Raw genomic sequence first — 16,615 nt, 5'->3', positions numbered from 1 at the left:
CTCATGCTAGAAGTGCCGCAATCTCCGGCGCGGCGAAGCTGGCGTTGAAGGCAATCACCCGCGCCGTCGCCACGCCGCTCGTCACGAACGGATCGCTCGCCGCCAGCGCTTCCGCCTCGGCCAGCGCCCCGCGCGCGACGATCACACCGCCGACGCGCGGATCCTGCCGCCCGGCGATCAGGAACACGCTCGCGTCGAACCCGCGCTCCAGCCAGGCGACATGCGCCGCCATCTGCGCATCGACCTCCGCGAGCGGCGCGACATAATCGAGCAGGATAAGGCACAATGGCCCGGCGGCGCGATGCTTGGCCATTACAGCACGCCCTTGGTGCTCGGGATCACGCCCGCCTTGCGCGGATCGATTTCCACCGCCTCGCGCAGCGCGCGCGCCACGCCCTTGAACGCGGCCTCGGCGATATGATGATTGTTCTGCCCGTACAGCGTCTCGATGTGCAGCGTGACACCCGCGGTCTGCGCGAAGGAATGGAAGAAATGCTCGAACATTTCGGTGTCCATCTCGCCCAGCCGCTTCTGGCTGAATTCGGTCTTCCATACGAGATACGGCCGCCCCGAAATATCGATCGCCACCCGGGCGAGCGTTTCGTCCATCGGGCTCAGCGCGTCGGCGTAGCGCCGGATGCCGCGCTTGTCGCCCAGCGCCTGGGCGATCGCCTCGCCGATCGCCAGACCGGTATCCTCCACCGTATGATGCTGGTCGATATGCAGATCGCCCACCGTCTTCACGTCGAGATCGATCAGCGAGTGGCGCGAGAGCTGCTCGAGCATGTGATCGAAAAAGCCGACCCCGGTGGAGACGTTATACGCCCCCGTGCCGTCGAGGTTGATGGAGACCGCGATGCTGGTTTCGCTGGTCGATCGATTGATGGTGGCGGTACGCATGGCACCCCAATAGCGTCATGCCAGACGCATGCAATCTTGACCCGCCCCCAAAGCGCGCTACCCAAGGGGCCATGAGTGATGGTCTGCCCGATAGCCTGATTCCCTATGACGAGATCGTGCAGGAGGCGCTGCGCGCGGTGGTCGGCCGTGTGCTCGGCTCCGTCGCGGAAAATGGCGGCCTGCCCGGCGAGCATCATTTCTACATCACCTTCAAGACGCAGAATCCCGGCGTGGATATCCCGCAGCGGCTGATCGAGCGGTTCCCGGACGAGATGACCATCGTCATGCAGAATCGCTATTGGGATCTGCTGGTCGATGACGAGCGCTTCTCGGTCGGCCTGAGCTTCAATCAGGTGCCCTCGAAGCTGGTCATCCCCTATTCGGCGGTCACCGGCTTCCATGATCCCAGCGTCAATTTCGAACTGCGCTTCCAGGCGCAGGAAGGCCCCGACAGCCCCGATCCGCACGATGAAGCGGAAAATGACGGGCCGACCGCGGTGCCGGTCGAGGATGGCTCGAACGTCGTCGCGGTGGATTTCAAGCGTAAAAAATAGGCGGGCAATCGGCCGCCACAAAACTAACCGTCACCCCGGACTTGTTCCGGGGGCCACCGCGCCGCACATCATGACCAACGGGCTAAGCGGCACAGTGGATGCCGGAACAAGTCCGGCATGACGGAGCAGCACATGACCGACACCCGCACCGAAACCGACTCGTTCGGACCCGTAGCCGTGCCCGCAACCGCCTATTGGGGCGCACAAACGCAGCGTTCGATCGAGAATTTTCCGTTCGGTGCGCGCGAACGCATGCCGATCGAGATCGTCCACGCGCTCGCTTTGGTCAAACAGGCCGCCGCCCGCGTCAATCGCCAGCACGGCCTGGAGGCGAGCCTCGCCGACGCGATCGACACCGCCGCCGCCGAAGTCGCCGCGGGGCGTCACGACGATCATTTCCCGCTGGTCATCTGGCAGACGGGCAGCGGCACGCAGAGCAATATGAACGTCAACGAGGTGATCGCCGGGCGCGCCAACGAACTGCTGACGGCCAAGCGCGGCGGCAAGTCCCCCGTGCATCCCAATGATCACGTCAATATGAGCCAGTCGTCCAACGACAGCTTCCCGACCGCGCTGCACGTCGCCGCCGCGCTCGCCGCGCGCGATCGGCTGATCCCCGCGCTCGAACAGCTCGAGGCCAGTCTGCTCGCCAAGGTCGAGGCGTGGGGCGACATCGTCAAGATCGGGCGGACGCATCTGCAGGATGCCACGCCGCTCACGCTCGGCCAGGAATTCAGCGGTTATTACGCGCAGCTCCGCCTCGCCCGCACGCGCATCCTGCCGCTGATCGAGCATGGCCTGAGCAAACTCGCGCAGGGCGGCACCGCGGTCGGCACCGGGCTCAACACGCCCGCCGGCTTTGCCGAGGATTTCGCGGCTGCGATCAGCGATCTCAGCGGCTTCGCCTTCGCAACCGCGCCTAATAAGTTCGAGGCGCTGGCCACGCATGACACACTGGTCGATTTCTCCGGCCGCTTGAACACGCTGGCCGTCGCGCTGACCAAGATTGCCAACGATATCCGCCTGCTGGGGTCCGGCCCGCGCTCGGGCATCGGCGAGCTCAACCTGCCCGAAAACGAGCCGGGCAGCTCGATCATGCCGGGCAAGGTCAATCCCACGCAGTGCGAGATGCTGACGATGGTGGCGGCGCAGGTGATCGGCAATCATGCCGCGATCACTGTCGGTGGCTTGCAGGGGCATCTGGAGCTCAACGTGTTCAAGCCGCTGATCGGCGCGGCCGTGCTGCGCTCGATCGATCTGCTCACGGTGGGCATGCAGAGCTTCGCGACACGCTGCGTCGATGGGCTGGAGCCGAACCGCGCGCGCATCGACGATCTCGTCGCCCGCTCGCTCATGCTGGTCACGGCGCTGGCGCCCGAAATCGGCTACGACAACGCCGCCAAGATCGCCAAGCACGCGCACGCCGAGGGGCTGACGCTGAAGGAGGCCGGGCTGGCACTGGGTCTGGTCGACGAACCCACCTTCGATCGCCTGGTCCGCCCCGAAGATATGGTGTGATCCATTTCGCCGTCCCCGGGGAGTAATTTGGCGGAACAACCTGGCCCGTCCCGCGCTATGCCCTCGAACAAGGGAGAAACTCGATGAGTGCAACGACGATAGGCGCGCTGATCGGTGGCGCGATCGATTCGATGAGCGGCGATGACGGCGCAGCCGATGGCGCGATCAAGGGCGCGATCGTCGCCAACGTGCTGAAGGTGGCGCTGCCTCTGGTGGTTACCTACGCAGTCGGCTGGGCCGTGCTGCGCGGCGCCGGCGAACTTAAGGCCGTCGTTTTCGGCGGTGATGATGTGAAGGAAAAACGAGCATGATTCGCGGTATTATCGGTGCATTGGTGGGTCGCGAGATCGATCGTCGCGATGGCAGCGGCGGACTCAAGGGCGCGGCGATCGGGTTGGTCGCCAGCCGCGTGCTCAGCCGGATGGGCCCGCTGGGCCTCGCCCTGGGCGGCGCCTATGTCGCCAAAAAGGCCTATGACCGTCGGCGCGACACGCGCCGCAATACGACAATCTGATAAAGGGTCGCCGGCGCGAGTGCCCCGGCGACCATGATTCTCGGATGCGTGACTTGACGCGGCGGCGCTCGCCACGCCACTAGCGCTCATGCTGACGTCCGAAACGCTCTCCGAACATCCTGAAGATCCCCATGGCTTCAAGCGCCGTGGCATGATGTTCGTGCTGTCTTCGCCCTCCGGCGCAGGCAAATCGACCATCGCCGGCAAGCTGCTGCACGCCAACCCGGAACTGCAGGTGTCGGTTTCCTACACCACGCGCCCGATCCGCCCTGGCGAAGTGGACGGCGTGCATTATCATTTCACCGATCTCGAGACGTTCCGCCAGATGGTCGCGAACCACGAGTTTCTCGAATGGGCGCACGTCTTCGATCACCGTTACGGCACGCCCAAGGCGCAGGTCTGGAATGCGCTGGAACAGGGCCACGACATCCTGTTCGACATCGATTGGCAGGGTGCGCAGCAATTGCATCAATTGGCCGGTGGCGATGTCGTCCGCGTGTTCATCCTGCCGCCCTCAATGCCGATCCTGCGCGATCGGCTGATCGGCCGCCGCACCGATTCGATGGACGTGATCGACGCCCGCATGGCGCGCGCCGCCAACGAGGTAAGCCACTGGGACGGCTATGATTATGTGCTGGTCAATGACGACGTCGAAGAGTGTTTCGAGTGCGTCAAAACGATCCTGGCGGCGGAACGGCTGAAACGCTCACGCCAGACCGGGATCATCGGCTTCATCCGTAAATTGCTGCGCTGATCAGCGTAGCAGCGCCAAAAATTCCGCCCCGCCGAAAAAATCGCGCCGCCTGGCCGCCAGTGCCGCCAGCGAAACCTCGTCGCGGCCCCATTGCTCGGTCTGCCAATCCTCGTCCGCCTCGGCCGCGCGCCATGCCGTCTCGGCACCCACCGCGCCTTCGAGCAGCGCCAGCCCCGCGATCAGCGAGCCGCCGATCGTCACCACCGGCGACAATCCCGCCAGCTCCCACGCCGAGCGCGCCGCCACCGCCTCGCGCAGCCGCGTGATCGTGGCCGTCGGTTGCGGTTGATGCATCACGCCGCCGACCAGCGCGAAATGCACGTCGTAGCGGTGCCGCGCCCAGGCCAGCAGCGGATCCCACAGCGCGGCCTGCCGCGCGACCAACGCGGGCGGTTCTTCCGCGCGATAACAGAGCAGATCGCTCTCGCCGAAGCGCGCCAGATTGGCCGCGAAGGCCGCCTGGTCCTGCGGCACGCGCTCGATCGCCGCGTTGGCCAGGCCCGTCAGCGGCATCGCGCGCGGATCGATCTCGCCCTTGACCGCGCGCCACTCGGCTGCCACCGCCGCGGCCAAAGCCGGGAAGGGGATAGCCAGGGGCAAGCGCCCGGGCGTGCGCACCGGCTTGCCGTCGAGCACCACGACGCCCGCTGCATCGACGCTCACTTCGGTCCAGAAGCGCTTCATAATTCAGGCGGCGTACGCCAGCGCCGCGCCAGCGCGCTCGGCACCACGGCGATGAAGATCATCGCCGCCAGCACCAGCGCGACGCCGATCACCTTCTGCTCCGTCGCCACGGCGCGGCCGATCAGCACCAGCCCGAGCATCGCGCCGGCCACGCCGACCAGCCGGCTGCCGGTCATCAGAAAGTAGCGGTTGCGCGCGGTCGTGTCGGGCTCGGGCATATCAGGCCTCCATATGCGCGGGCAGATCGGCGACATCCTCGGCCACGGCATGTGCCCCCGCCGCCAGCAATTCCACGGGCGGATGATAGCCCCAGGCGACGCCCAGTGCGCGCGCCCCCGCGGCGCGCGCCATCAGCATGTCGTAGCTCGTATCGCCGATCATCACGGTCGTCTCGGGCACCGCGCCGGCCTCCGCCATCGCCGTCTCGATCATCGACGGATGCGGCTTGGAGGGGTGGCGATCGGCCGTCTGCAGCGTCACGAAGCGCGCGGTGATATTATGCACGTCCAGCACATGCGCGAGCCCGCGATCCGATTTGCCCGTCGCCACGCCGAACAGCCAGCCCGCCGTCGCCAGCGTATCGAGCGCGGCGATCATGCCCTCGAACAACGGCTCGTCATCAAGCTCGCCGCTGGTGCGCATGCGGCGGAACGCGGCCTTGTAATCTTCCGCCATGGCGTGCGCGAGCGCGTCGGGCGCATCGGGCAGCAGCCCCTGCATCGCCTCGACCAGGCTTAGCCCGACGATGCGGCGGATCGCCGGTCGCCCCGGCGCCGCCAGCCCGTGCAGCTTGAAGGTCTGCTCCATCGCCTGGCAGATATTGGCCTGGCTATCGACGAGCGTGCCATCGCAATCGAACAAGGCGAGCCTGTTGGTCATGCCGCGCGCATCAGATGCGCAATCGCGCGCCGGCCCGCCGCATCGGCGCCGTCCGCCGCGCCGATCCGCGCCGCAGCGGGCTTGTGCTGGCCGAGCTTGCGCGTGCCGCGCCAGCCGCTGATCTCCATCCGAAAGCCGATAATGCCGCGCGTCATCTGCGCGAACAGCCTGGTGTCCATCTTGTCGCGCGTCCACGGCGTCTTGGGTGCCAGCTGCGCTTCCTGCGTGGCTGACAGGCGATCGAGCTGATCGATCAGCCCCGCCTCGTCCATCCGCCGCATCGTGCCCTCCAGCTCGACCGCGAGGTAGTTCCAGGTCGGCACTTCGTTGGGGCCCAGCCCGTACCAGTCCGGGCTGACATAGCCATCCGGCCCCTGCGCCACGAACAACGCCGTCGCGCCATCCAGATGCCGTGTGATGCCATTACCGCGCGCGACATGCAGCGCGATCGTCTCGTCACCGAGCCACACGATCGGCACATGCGCCACGCGCGGGCCATCGGGCGTGGCGGCGAACAGCGCGCCAAAGCCAAGCGCCGAGACGAGCTCGCGCATGGCCGCGCGGTCTTCCCAGTGAAAGGTGCGGTCGGGATGCATGCTCAGCCCAGCCCCGGCATCAGCCCTGCGTCCGCGGCCGCGGCTTGGGTCCCGGCTTTGCGCCCGGCGCCTTGGGCTTGGGCTTGGGCTTTGCCTTGAGCGGTGGCTTGGCACCGGGACGCGCCGCCGCCTCGCTGCCGCGATTGCGCCGTTCGCCCTTGCGATCCTTGCGCACGTTCTTGGCATGCTGCTTGGCCTGCTGCTTCTTCACCGCCTTGGACGGGGGCGGGGGCGTATCGAGCGGCATCATGTTGCCGAGCATCTCGTCAAAGCCGAGATGTTTCAGGCTCTCGGCGAAATGCGTCGGCAATTCCGCCTGCACGTCGATCTCGCCGCCATCGGGATGATCGATGCGCAACCGCCGCGCGTGCAGATGCATTTTGCGCGAGATGCCGCCGGTCAGGAACGCCGCCTGGCCGCCATATTTGCCATCGCCGACGATCGGATGGCCGATTGCCGCCATATGCACGCGCAGCTGGTGCGTGCGCCCGGTATGCGGGATCAGCTCGACCCAGGCGGTATTATTGCCGGCGCGCTCGATCACGCGGTAGCGCGTGCGCGCAGGGGAACCCTCCGCCTCGTCGACATGCATCTTCTCGCCGCCGCTGCCCGGCTGCTTGCCGATCGGCAGGTCGATCGTGCCATCCTCGATCGAGGGCACGCCGACGATCAGCGCCCAATAGATCTTCTTGGCGGTGCGCGAGGAGAAGGCCTTGGCGAAATAGCCCGCCGCGCGCGTGGTGCGCGCGATCAGCAGCACGCCGCTGGTATCCTTGTCGAGCCGGTGGACCAGTTTCGGCCGGCTCTCGCCATCGAACTGGATGCCATCGAGCAGCGCATCGACATGCTCGATCGTCTTGGTCCCGCCCTGCGTGGCCAGGCCCGGCGGCTTGTTGAGCACGATGCCCTGCTTGTCGCGGTGGATCACCAGCGCCTGGATGAACGCGGTCTGCTCGGGGCTCAGCTCGGGCCGGTCGCGTTTCTTCGGCGCGCCGGGCATTTCGGGGCGGGCGGCCTCTTCCGGCGGCACGCGGATCTGCTGGCCGGCGACGATCCGATCGCCCGGCGTGGCGCGCGCGCCGTCCACGCGCAGCTGCCCGCTGCGCGCCCACATCGCCACGGTGGTGAAGCTCGTCTCGGGCAGATGGCGCTTGAACCAGCGATCCAGCCGGATCCCGTCATCGTCGAACCCGACATTGAAATTGCGGACGTCTTGTTCGCTCATGCGACAGTTCCAAAAATCGATCGGGTCAGCATCAGCCCGGCAAACAAGGCGGCGATCGAGCCGATGACCGAGATCAGCACATACAGCGCCGCCGTGCCCAGCGCACCGCGCTCGATCATCATGACGGTATCGAGCGAGAAGGCGGAGAAAGTGGTAAACCCGCCCAGCGCGCCGACCGCGAGCAGCAGCCGCCAATTCTCGCTCGCGCTGCTGCGCGCCAGCACGCCGATCAGCGCCCCCATCAGCAAACCGCCGATCAGGTTCACCGCCAGCGTGCCCCAGGGATAGGCCGGCCCGAACGCGCCAAGCGTCGCCCGCCCGGTCAAATACCGCGCGCCGGAGCCGACCGCGCCGCCGGCCATAACAAGAAACAAGGAATACATGCGCGTTCCACTAGCGCGGATGGCGCTGAAATAGAACTGCCTCATTGAAGGGGGAAGGCGCGCCACGTTCTCTCGTGCAGCCTGCGCTCTGCAAATGGCGCCGGCGCCGCGCTGACATGCTTGGGCGTGCTACTTGCGTAAAACGCCTTATGCGGCCATGTTCTGCGGATGCTCAATATTCTCTCGATCCTGATCGGCCTCGTCGTCCTGCTCCTCGCGGTGGTAGGCTTTGTCCCGTTTCTCGGCTGGCTTAACTGGATGATCATCCCGCTCGGCATCGTCGGTGCCGCGCTCGGCGCGCTGTCGTCGAGCAATGCCGGGCGTAATCTCAACATCCTGCTGATCATCGTCTGCGCGGTTCGCCTCTCGCTCGGCGGTGGCCTGCTCTAATTCTGGTCCGCGCGCAGCGGCAGCAACCAAAAGGCCCGACGCTTGCGCGCCGGGCCTGGTCTGGTGGTGGATCGGCATAAGCCGGTCGCTCAGCCGTTCAGCGTGTGCGTCAGCGTCACTTCAGCGTTGAGCAGCTTGGACACGGGGCAATTCTTCTCCGCACCCTTGGCGAGCTCGGCGAACTGCGCGGCATCGATGCCGGGCACGGTGGCCTTCAGGTCGAGCGCCGATTTGGTGATCGTGAAGCCGTCGCCATCCTTGTCGAGCGTCACCTTGGCGCTGGTTTCCAGCGTGCCGTCGTTAAACCCAGCGCCGGCGAGCGCGAAGCTCAGCGCCATCGTGAAGCAGCTGGCATGCGCCGCGGCGATCAGCTCTTCCGGGTTGGTGCCAGGCGCGTCTTCGAACCGCGTATTGAAGCCATAAGGCGTGTCCGCGAGAATGCCCGACTGGGTCGAGACATGGCCCTTGCCGTCTTTGCCGAAGCCTTCGTACTTCGCCGAACCGGTGCGCGTCGTCATGTGCAGTCTCCAGATATGAAAAGGGGCGCGAACGGTTTCCCGCTCACGCCCCCTGTCAGATGGTGTCGCTAGCGCTTAGCGGCAACGGCGCTTGTTGTTGCTGTTGGTGCGATCGATCTCGCGACCGGCCAGCGCGCCCAGTGCAGCGCCGCCCAGCGTGCCGACCGTACGGTCGCCGCGCGTGTCGATCGTGCGGCCGAGCAGCGCGCCGCCCACGCCGCCGACGATCAGGCCGGTCGTGCCATTGCTCTTCTTGCAATAGGTCCGGCCATCCTTGCCGCGCCATTCGCGATACTTGCTGCGCGCCTCGGCCTGGCTGGTCGGGAAGGCCATCGTGGCAGGAACCGCCACCGAGAGGGCGGTGAGAGCGAGAATGAACTTACGCATGACAGAAATTCCCTTGGTCTTGAAACAGGTGATTGCAGAACGTCGGCTTTTTAGAATTCGTTGCATGAACGTAATACAACCTGTCGTTGTCGATTGTTCAGGTGCTCCGCGTGGCCGTTCTATCCACGTTATCCACGTTATCCACAGCCGGTGCCGAGCATTTGACAGTTGGCGGCGGCCTGATTCAGTGACACCTTCTCATGTGTAGGAAGCGGATGAAGAAGCCGTAAATGGCGGAAGCATTAGCAACCTATGCCGAGGCGGCGGTTGCGCCCGAAAGGGCCGTAGCGTGACGCATCGGGGGAGCGCCGATCCAGTGCGTTAGCCGCCACGCGAAAGCGCGCGCGCCGGAAAGCAGGGGGGTGGCACTCCACACGGTCTTTGCCTCTTGGCAGGCAAAGGGCGTCGGTCGCGGCAGCGCCGGGCAGCGCGGACGGTCCTGCGGGAACGCCCAAGCGGGGCCTGCGCGGGTGACGGGGCCGAAGGCACGTGCGCTCGGGCAACCGGGCATGCGCGCTGGTCATCTCGATCACGAGTCACCGATCGCCTCGCGGCATATCGACCTCGTGCCCGATGACCAAACACCGGATGTCGGCCGTTCGCGGCGGATGTCAGGCGTGCCGCCACGATGCGGGTGAAGCAGACGCGGGTCTTCCAAGACGGGCGTCGCGCGGACCCTCAAGTCGCGGCGACAGAGGGGGTCGGCAGCAATGCCGGCCCCTTTTGTTTGGGCGGCGGCGAAGGGGTGGGCTTTGGCTTCGCCGCGAAGCCAACCTGCGCTAAGCCGCCCTCATGCTGCCCGTTGCTCACGTCATTCCCGATTTCGCCCCCTGGTTCGATCTTGCCGGTCTCGCGGTGTTCGCCGCCTCCGGCGCGCTCGCCGCGGCCAAGCGCGGGCAGACGATCGTCACGCTTACCTTCTTTGCGCTGATCACGGGGGTCGGCGGCGGCACGATGCGCGATCTGCTGATCGATGCGCCGGTCTTCTGGATCCATGACAGCCGCCCGGCGGCGGTATGCCTGATCGTCGCCTTCACCATCTGGGCAACGCCCGAGCGCTGGTGGAAGGGCGCGGCGCTCGATTGGTTCGATGCCGTTGGTCTTGCCGCTTATGCCGTCTATGGCGCGGCCAAGGCGCTGAATTACGGCGTGCCGCCCGTGCCGGCCGTGCTGATGGGCGTGATCACCGGCTGTGTCGGCGGCATCATCCGCGACGTGCTGGCCGGCGAACCGTCGATCCTGATGCGCCCCGAACTATATGTGACGGCGGCGGCCTTGTCGGCCGCGCTCTATGTCTCGCTCGTCTCGCTCGGCCTGGCGCCGGCGATTGCCGCGACCATCGCCGCCGCCGCCGGCTTTGCGCTCCGCGCCGCCGCGATCCGCTATCATCTAGGCTTGCCGGCCTATCGCGGCCGCCGTTGACTAGGACGCCAGCCGCGCGCGCTTGATCCGCAGCGTGACGATCAAGCCACCCGCCGACCAGTTATAATCGATCGTCCCGCCCAATTGCCCCGAGATGCTGCGATCGACCAATTTGCTGCCAAACCCGGCCGGGCCGTCCGGTGTCTTTACCGTCGGCCCGCCATGTTCCGACCAGGTCAGCACGACAAACTCGGCCTCGGACTCACTGGTCACTTCGAGCGTGCCGGTCGGGCAGGACAAGGCACCGTATTTCATCGAATTGGTCGCCAGCTCGTGGACGATCAACGCGACCCCGGTGGCCGCGCTTTCGCCCACGCCGAGCCGCTCGACCGCCACGCGAATGCGCCCCTTGAAGGCGCCGAGATCGTCATACGGCGCAAGCAGGATCGACAGCAGATCACCCAGCAACGCCGCCGCGCCCTGGCCATTCGGCAAGGGCCGAACCAGATCATGCGCGCGGCCCAGCGCGGTCAGCCGCCCGGTCAGCTCGCGCGCCATTTCCTCGGTCGTCTCCGCCGCGCGTGAGGTGATCGCGGTCAGCCCCGAGGCGATGGCGAGCAGATTCTTGACGCGGTGGCTCATCTCGCCGGCGAGCAGTTCATGCCCTTCCTCGGCCTGCTTGCGCCCGGTGACATCAAGGAAGATGCCGAACATCGTCCGCCCCACAATCCCCGCATCGTCGCCCTTGCCGCGCGCCGCGATCCACCGCACTTCGTCACCGATCATGATGCGAAAGTCGGTTTCGTAATCGCCCAGCACGGCACGGGTGGCGTTGAATGCCGATCGCACCCGATCACGGTCGGCCGGATGGATATGCGATGACAATTCCTCGAACGTCACCGTGTCGCTCCACGGCATGCCCCACAGTTCGAAACCGCGTTTGTCCATGGTGAACAGATCAGTGTCCACGTTCCACGACCATAGCGCCACGCCCGCCGCAGTCACGGCCAGCCGCAGCTGCTCCGTCTGCCACTCATATTCGGCGGGCGGCTTGGTCGTCATGGTAAATGCGATCTCCCTTTATAAAGCCCTTTAGCGCGGAGGTATGGTAGAGCAACAGCTACCACGTTAACTCATGTCTATAACCGAGATAATTAACTTGCCCGCTTCAGCGGCTCGGGTTTTTTGCCGTCGGGCAGTTTCTCTTGCAGATGACCGATCACCATCTGGCTGTTGAACGGTTTGGTGATGAAAGTGGCCTTGTCCGGCATGTCGCCAAGCTCGGGCAAAAGGCGCCCGCTGGCGATGACGATCTCGATCCACGGCCAGTGCTCGGCGACATGCCGCGCCAGCGCGAAGCCGTCCGTTTCGCCCGGCATCTCCACATCGGAGAATAATAACGTCACTTCCTCGGCGTGCGCAGCGAGCAGCTCCTTTGCCTCATCCCCGCTGCCCGCCTCGTAGAAGCGGAACCCCGCTTCCTCCAAGATGTCGCACGCGTGCATCAGGATCAGCGCGTCGTCATCGACGACCAGGGCATAAGGGACGGTGGAGGTCGTCATGCACCTTTAACCCGCGCGCACCCGTTCTGTTTCAGTAAAGCACCGCTTTTCTATTGCGACCGGTGCCGTGCCTCGGCGCTGCGCCGCGGATCGAACGGCCCGGATACGAGATCGCCCAGATTGACGGTCAGCGTCGGCGCGGCGCGCGCGATCTTGGCCATCACCAGCGCGCCAGCCTGCTCACACGCGCACCAGCCCCACGTCGCTGAACGGCCGCGGCTCGGTCGGCGGCACGGTCGATCGGTTGAGCTCGCATTGCCAGAAGCCGACATCGATCCAGCGGCCGTTCTTGTAGCCGACCTCGCGGTACACGCCGGCGCGCCGGAAGCCGCTCGCCTCGTGCAGTCCGATCGATCCTTCGTTGGGCAGCGCGATCACGCCGATCGCCTGGGTAAAGCCCTGCGCGCGCAGCGTATCGATCAGCGCTTCGTACAGCAGCCGCCCGATGCCCTGCCGCTCCACCGTCCCGGCGACGTAGATCGAGGTTTCGACGACATAGCGGTATGCCGGCCGATCGCGGAACTTGGTGGCATAGGCAAAGGCCAGCACCCCGCCCGGCGATCCGTCGGCCTCGCCATTGGTCGCCACCAGCCACGGATACATGCCGTCCGAGGCAGTCATGCGCGCGCGTATCTGGCGTGCGTCGGGCGCCTCGCTCTCGAACGAGACGGTGCCGGTCAGCACGAACGGCGCATAGATGGCGGCGATCGCGGCGGCGTCTTCCGGGCGTGCCGGCCGGATTGCGATCACGAAGCGAATTTCGCAAACAGCAGGTCGATCAGGCGCAGATCGCTCGCCGCGGGCGTCGCCACCGGCCCCATGCCGACGCATTCGAGGCACTTGGCCTGCACCGAGGAGGAGCGCGTGAGGCGCTGCATGTCGCCCAGCGCGCGCGCCAGCACGGCCTTGTGATCCGCGCTGATCCGCGCGAACACGTCGCCTTCGGCGTCATCCTCGTCATTGCTCCCGCCGCGGAATTGCGCGGCAAGCTTGCCCAGCCAGCCCGGTTCCTTCTCCAGATACACGGCCTGCACATTGCCCTTCAGCCCCGCGCGCTTGGCCGCCTCGGCGATCGCGTCGTCCACCGTGCCGAAGCGGTCGACCAGCCCGATCTGTCGCGCGGTGCCGCCATCCCAGACGCGGCCCTGCGCGATTTCGTTGACGCGCTCCGGCGTCATCTTGCGCGCCTTGGCCACGCGGCCGATGAACTGCGCATAGCCATGCTCGATCGCCGATTGCAGCAGCCGATCCGTTTCCGGATTGGTGCCGCCGATCACGTCGGGCTGGCCCGAAAGCGGCGTGGTTTTCACGCCGTCGCTGGTCACGCCGATCTTGGCGAGCGTATTTTCGAATGTCGGGATGATGCCGAAAATCCCGATCGAGCCGGTGATCGTGGTCGGCTCGGCAAAGATCGTATCGCCTGCCGTCGCCACCCAATAGCCGCCCGAAGCGGCGAGCGAGCCCATCGAGATCACCACCGGCAGCTTGCGTGCCTTGGCCTCGAGGATCGCGGTGCGGATTTTTTCCGAGGCCAGCGCCGAGCCGCCCGGCGAATCGATCCGCACGACCAGCGCCTTGAGGTTTTTCTTGGCCAGCCCGTCGAGCAGCGCCTTGGAAATCGTGTCGCCGCCGGCCCTGCCGGCAGGCGCCTTGCCATCCACGATATCGCCCGCAACGGTCAGCACGCCGATCTGGTCGCCGCTCGTCGGCAGCGGATTGGCGGCAAGATACGCGTCGTACCGGATCGTGCGGAAATTGCCCGCGGCCTTGGCCCGATCGGTGCCGGCCAATTGCCCCACGCGCTTGTCGAAATCGATCCGCTCGGCCAGCTTGTCGACGAGGCCCGCCTGCAGATTGGCCTTGGCGATATCGCCGCTCGCCGCCGTGATCACCGCATCGGGCGCATCGAACATCGGCTGGAACTTCGCTTTGGGCCGCGCGCGCGCCACCTGCGTCTTCCATTGGTCGAACAACACGGATTGCAGCGCGCCGGCGGCCTGCTTGGCCTCGGGCGACTGATCGGCGCGGGTATAGGGTTCGACGAACGATTTGTATTTGCCCACGCGGTAGATGTGCGCGTTGACGCCGAGCCGATCGATCAGGCCCTTGTAATAAAGCTGCGATCCGCCCGGGCCGGTGAGCAGCGTGCCGCCCATCGGGTTCATCCAGATCTCGCTGGCATTCGCTGCCAGCCGGTAGCTGCTATCGGTATAAGCGGTGGCATAAGCCAGCACGGGTTTGCCCCCCTTGCCGTCGGCACCATCGCGCACGGCGCGGATCGCCTCGCCAACCTCGTTGAGCGCGGCGGGATAACCGCCGGTAAAGCTGCCGAGATCGAGCACGACGACCTTCACGCGGGGGTCGCTTTTGGCCTTGTCGAGCAGCCGCACCACATCGCGCAGGCGATATTCGCGCGTCGGCACGCTGCCGCTCAGCGCTGCGAACGGATCGGTTTCGCTCGGCTGTTCGACGATCTGGCCCTTGAGATCGAGCAGCAAGGCACCATCCTTGATCGTCGCCGGGCCGGGCCGCGTGGCGAGCCCCGCAAACAGCACGCCGAAAAACAGCAGCATCGCGGCGAGGACGAGCGCGTCCTTGATGCCGACCAGTAGCTTCCAAGCGCCCCGAACGAGTCTCACGATGCCGGTCTCCTTCACAGCCGCCCACGCGCGGCGGCCTGTCGTGCCAGCCTTACCGTGCCGTGTGTGGTTCGGGCAATACGCCTTGTGGCGGTATTGCTCCCCATCCTGTGCAGGGCCGGGGGGCTGTACGCGATACGGTGCCGGTGCCGGTGCCGCTTGCCGCTGTCGCTGCCGCTGTCGCTGCAACGTCCGCACGCCCGGACGCCATTTACCCCCAACCCCTCCCTTTCAGCGAGGGGAGTAAGTGGCTACACCGCGCCTCCCGATGGATCTGCCCCTCACCACGCCCGCCCTGACCGGGCCGCCGCCCGCCACCGCGCGGGATGAGTTGCGCGCGTTGCTCCGCCTCGCCACGCCGCTCGCCGCCGCCAATCTGCTGCAGATGGCGGTGTACGCCATCGACGTGATCTTTGTCGCACGGTTGGGCGCAGTGGCGCTGGCTGCGGCGACACTCGGCGTTTACCTCTATTCTGTCGTGATGTGGGCACTGACCGGGCTGGTCGGGGCATGCGCCCCGGTTATCGCGGCGGAGCTGGGTGCCAGGCGCCATGCCGTGCGGCAGGTGCGGCGCTCGTTCCGCATGGCGATGTGGCTTTCGGTGCTGGCCAGCATGCCGTTCGTCCTGCTGCTGTCGCAGGGCGAACGTCTCTTGCTGCTGGCCGATCAGGATCCGGTGGTCGCCGCGCAGGCCGGGCATTTCCTGCGCATCTTGCTGCTTGCGTTGATCCCGGCAGTGGCCAGCGGCGCGATGCGCGTCACCGCCGCCGCGCTTGGCCGGGCGGGCTGGGCCACCGCGATCACTGCGCTGGCGCTGGCGGTCAATCTCGCCGGCAACTGGCTATTGGTGTTCGGGCATTTTGGCTTCCCCGCTCTGGGGCTGACGGGGTCGGCGATCTCCAGCGTGATCACCAGCGTCGCCATGCTGCTCGCGTATGCCGCGATTCTCACGCTCGATCCGAAAATCCGCCGTTATCGTCTGTTCGGCCATTGGTGGCGTACCGAATGGAGCCGTTTTCGCGAAATCGTCCGCCTGGGCGTGCCGATCGCCCTGATCTTCACGCTGGAGGGCGCCTTGTTCAGCGCCGCCGGGCTGCTGATGGGGCTGATCGGCGTGGGGGAAGTCGGCGCGCACGCCATTGCGCTGCAGATCGCCGCGATCGCATTCCAGATTCCGTTCGGCGTCGGGCAGGCGGCAACGATCCGCGTCGGCATGGCGTACGGCGCGGGCGATCTCAAATGGATCACGCGCGCGGGCTGGGTTGCGCTGGGTGTCGGCATTGGCTTCATGGGGCTGACGGCGTCTTTGCTGTGGCTGTTCCCGCGGCTGTTCATCAGCGCCTATATCGATGTCGATGCGCCGCAAAATGCGCAGCTCGTTGCGCTGGCCTTGCAGTATCTCGTCATCGCCGCGCTGTTCCAGTTGTTCGATGGCGCGCAGACGGTGGCGGCGGGCGTGCTGCGCGGGCTGCAGGATACGCGTATGCCGATGGTCATCGCTGCGTTCGGCTATTGGGTGGTCGGCTTTGGCACTGCGATCGGGCTCGGCTTCGGCGTGCATTGGCAGGGGGTCGGTATCTGGATCGGTCTCGCGGTCGGGCTGGCCGTGGTCTCCGCGTTGCTGGTGTGGCGCTGGTCGATGCGCGCGCGGCTCGGCCTGCTCCCGGCTCCGGCTGGCTGATCAGGCCGATTTCGCATGGTCATATGGTTGACGCGCGCGACTGCTAGCATCATATGAGCGTTGCTGGCA

General features: G+C 66.2%; 22 protein-coding genes. 8 read left to right on the top strand and 14 right to left on the bottom strand.

Annotation, left to right across the window (positions count from 1 at the left end; genetic code table 11):
• Position 1: 1 nt before the first annotated feature.
• Together ABC969_RS05135 and hisB are read right to left on the bottom strand one after the other, a co-directional pair.
• Positions 2 to 313 (bottom strand): YciI family protein, encoded by a 312-nt coding sequence (locus ABC969_RS05135; RefSeq protein ID WP_345863425.1) that lies wholly within the window; start codon positions 311 to 313, stop codon positions 2 to 4.
• Positions 313 to 900 (bottom strand): imidazoleglycerol-phosphate dehydratase HisB, encoded by a 588-nt coding sequence (hisB, locus tag ABC969_RS05130; RefSeq protein ID WP_345863423.1) that lies wholly within the window; start codon positions 898 to 900, stop codon positions 313 to 315. The genes ABC969_RS05135 and hisB overlap by 1 nt, the downstream gene beginning before the upstream one ends.
• A gap of 71 nt (positions 901 to 971) precedes the next feature.
• On the opposite strand from hisB, the gene ABC969_RS05125 reads away from it, so the two are divergent.
• The 5 genes from ABC969_RS05125 to gmk all read left to right on the top strand — a co-directional run bounded on the left by ABC969_RS05125 (position 972) and on the right by gmk (position 4,240).
• The gene (locus ABC969_RS05125) at positions 972 to 1,454 is read left to right on the top strand and encodes an SspB family protein (RefSeq protein WP_345863422.1); all 483 of its coding nucleotides are present in this window, start codon (positions 972 to 974) and stop codon (positions 1,452 to 1,454) included.
• 132 nt (positions 1,455 to 1,586) lie between these two features.
• Entirely contained in the window at positions 1,587 to 2,972 is a 1,386-nt protein-coding gene (fumC, locus tag ABC969_RS05120) for a class II fumarate hydratase (RefSeq protein WP_345863420.1), read from the top strand.
• An 83-nt stretch (positions 2,973 to 3,055) separates the two neighbouring features.
• Positions 3,056 to 3,283 (top strand): hypothetical protein, encoded by a 228-nt coding sequence (locus ABC969_RS05115; RefSeq protein WP_345863418.1) that lies wholly within the window; start codon positions 3,056 to 3,058, stop codon positions 3,281 to 3,283.
• Entirely contained in the window at positions 3,280 to 3,486 is a 207-nt protein-coding gene (locus tag ABC969_RS05110) for a hypothetical protein (protein ID WP_345863417.1), read from the top strand. Before ABC969_RS05115 ends, ABC969_RS05110 begins: the two co-directional genes overlap by 4 nt.
• Positions 3,487 to 3,574: 88 nt before the next feature.
• Entirely contained in the window at positions 3,575 to 4,240 is a 666-nt protein-coding gene (gene gmk, locus ABC969_RS05105; protein WP_345863416.1) for a guanylate kinase, read from the top strand.
• On the opposite strand, the gene ABC969_RS05100 is transcribed toward gmk, so the two are convergent.
• Genes ABC969_RS05100 through crcB form a run of 6 tightly spaced genes read right to left on the bottom strand, consistent with a single transcriptional unit; the run spans position 4,241 to position 8,007 of the window.
• Positions 4,241 to 4,924: an ATP12 family chaperone protein gene (locus ABC969_RS05100; protein ID WP_345863414.1), complete on the bottom strand. Its 684-nt coding sequence runs from the start codon at positions 4,922 to 4,924 to the stop codon at positions 4,241 to 4,243. It lies immediately after the preceding gene.
• Entirely contained in the window at positions 4,921 to 5,142 is a 222-nt protein-coding gene (locus ABC969_RS05095; protein WP_345863412.1) for a hypothetical protein, read from the bottom strand. Before ABC969_RS05095 ends, ABC969_RS05100 begins: the two co-directional genes overlap by 4 nt.
• 1 nt (position 5,143) lies before the next feature.
• Complete coding sequence (locus ABC969_RS05090; RefSeq protein ID WP_345863411.1) at positions 5,144 to 5,803, bottom strand: HAD-IA family hydrolase; 660 nt, start codon at positions 5,801 to 5,803, stop codon at positions 5,144 to 5,146.
• Entirely contained in the window at positions 5,800 to 6,399 is a 600-nt protein-coding gene (locus ABC969_RS05085; protein WP_345863409.1) for an FMN-binding negative transcriptional regulator, read from the bottom strand. The genes ABC969_RS05090 and ABC969_RS05085 overlap by 4 nt, the downstream gene beginning before the upstream one ends.
• Before the next feature lie 19 nt (positions 6,400 to 6,418).
• Positions 6,419 to 7,624: an RluA family pseudouridine synthase gene (locus ABC969_RS05080; RefSeq protein WP_345863408.1), complete on the bottom strand. Its 1,206-nt coding sequence runs from the start codon at positions 7,622 to 7,624 to the stop codon at positions 6,419 to 6,421.
• Positions 7,621 to 8,007 (bottom strand): fluoride efflux transporter CrcB, encoded by a 387-nt coding sequence (crcB, locus tag ABC969_RS05075; RefSeq protein WP_345863406.1) that lies wholly within the window; start codon positions 8,005 to 8,007, stop codon positions 7,621 to 7,623. The genes ABC969_RS05080 and crcB overlap by 4 nt, the downstream gene beginning before the upstream one ends.
• A gap of 168 nt (positions 8,008 to 8,175) precedes the next feature.
• On the opposite strand from crcB, the gene ABC969_RS05070 reads away from it, so the two are divergent.
• On the top strand, positions 8,176 to 8,397 hold the full coding sequence (locus ABC969_RS05070) for a hypothetical protein (protein WP_345863405.1): 222 nt from the start codon (positions 8,176 to 8,178) through the stop codon (positions 8,395 to 8,397).
• Between the two features lie 89 nt (positions 8,398 to 8,486).
• Here ABC969_RS05070 and ABC969_RS05065 read toward each other — a convergent pair whose 3' ends face one another.
• Both ABC969_RS05065 and ABC969_RS05060 read right to left on the bottom strand, forming a co-directional pair.
• Complete coding sequence (locus ABC969_RS05065; RefSeq protein ID WP_345863404.1) at positions 8,487 to 8,915, bottom strand: OsmC family protein; 429 nt, start codon at positions 8,913 to 8,915, stop codon at positions 8,487 to 8,489.
• 75 nt (positions 8,916 to 8,990) lie between these two features.
• Positions 8,991 to 9,302 (bottom strand): glycine zipper 2TM domain-containing protein, encoded by a 312-nt coding sequence (locus ABC969_RS05060; RefSeq protein WP_345863403.1) that lies wholly within the window; start codon positions 9,300 to 9,302, stop codon positions 8,991 to 8,993.
• 792 nt (positions 9,303 to 10,094) lie between these two features.
• Between ABC969_RS05060 and ABC969_RS05055 the strand changes: the two genes are divergently transcribed.
• On the top strand, positions 10,095 to 10,724 hold the full coding sequence (locus ABC969_RS05055) for a trimeric intracellular cation channel family protein (protein ID WP_345863402.1): 630 nt from the start codon (positions 10,095 to 10,097) through the stop codon (positions 10,722 to 10,724).
• On the opposite strand, the gene ABC969_RS05050 is transcribed toward ABC969_RS05055, so the two are convergent.
• The 4 genes from ABC969_RS05050 to sppA form a co-directional block, all read right to left on the bottom strand.
• Entirely contained in the window at positions 10,725 to 11,726 is a 1,002-nt protein-coding gene (locus ABC969_RS05050; RefSeq protein ID WP_345863400.1) for a sensor histidine kinase, read from the bottom strand.
• A 92-nt stretch (positions 11,727 to 11,818) separates the two neighbouring features.
• Positions 11,819 to 12,226: a response regulator gene (locus ABC969_RS05045; RefSeq protein WP_345863399.1), complete on the bottom strand. Its 408-nt coding sequence runs from the start codon at positions 12,224 to 12,226 to the stop codon at positions 11,819 to 11,821.
• 180 nt (positions 12,227 to 12,406) lie between these two features.
• On the bottom strand, positions 12,407 to 12,976 hold the full coding sequence (locus ABC969_RS05040; RefSeq protein ID WP_345863398.1) for a GNAT family N-acetyltransferase: 570 nt from the start codon (positions 12,974 to 12,976) through the stop codon (positions 12,407 to 12,409).
• Positions 12,973 to 14,865 (bottom strand): signal peptide peptidase SppA, encoded by a 1,893-nt coding sequence (sppA, locus tag ABC969_RS05035; protein WP_345863397.1) that lies wholly within the window; start codon positions 14,863 to 14,865, stop codon positions 12,973 to 12,975. Before sppA ends, ABC969_RS05040 begins: the two co-directional genes overlap by 4 nt.
• Before the next feature lie 268 nt (positions 14,866 to 15,133).
• On the opposite strand from sppA, the gene ABC969_RS05030 reads away from it, so the two are divergent.
• On the top strand, positions 15,134 to 16,546 hold the full coding sequence (locus ABC969_RS05030) for an MATE family efflux transporter (protein ID WP_380808537.1): 1,413 nt from the start codon (positions 15,134 to 15,136) through the stop codon (positions 16,544 to 16,546).
• Positions 16,547 to 16,615 lie beyond the last annotated feature (69 nt).

The sequence above is a fragment of the Sphingomonas qilianensis genome (genome assembly GCF_039614825.1).
GTDB classification, from domain to species: domain Bacteria; phylum Pseudomonadota; class Alphaproteobacteria; order Sphingomonadales; family Sphingomonadaceae; genus Sphingomonas; species Sphingomonas qilianensis.
This window is presented reverse-complemented; position numbering and strand designations above follow the sequence as displayed.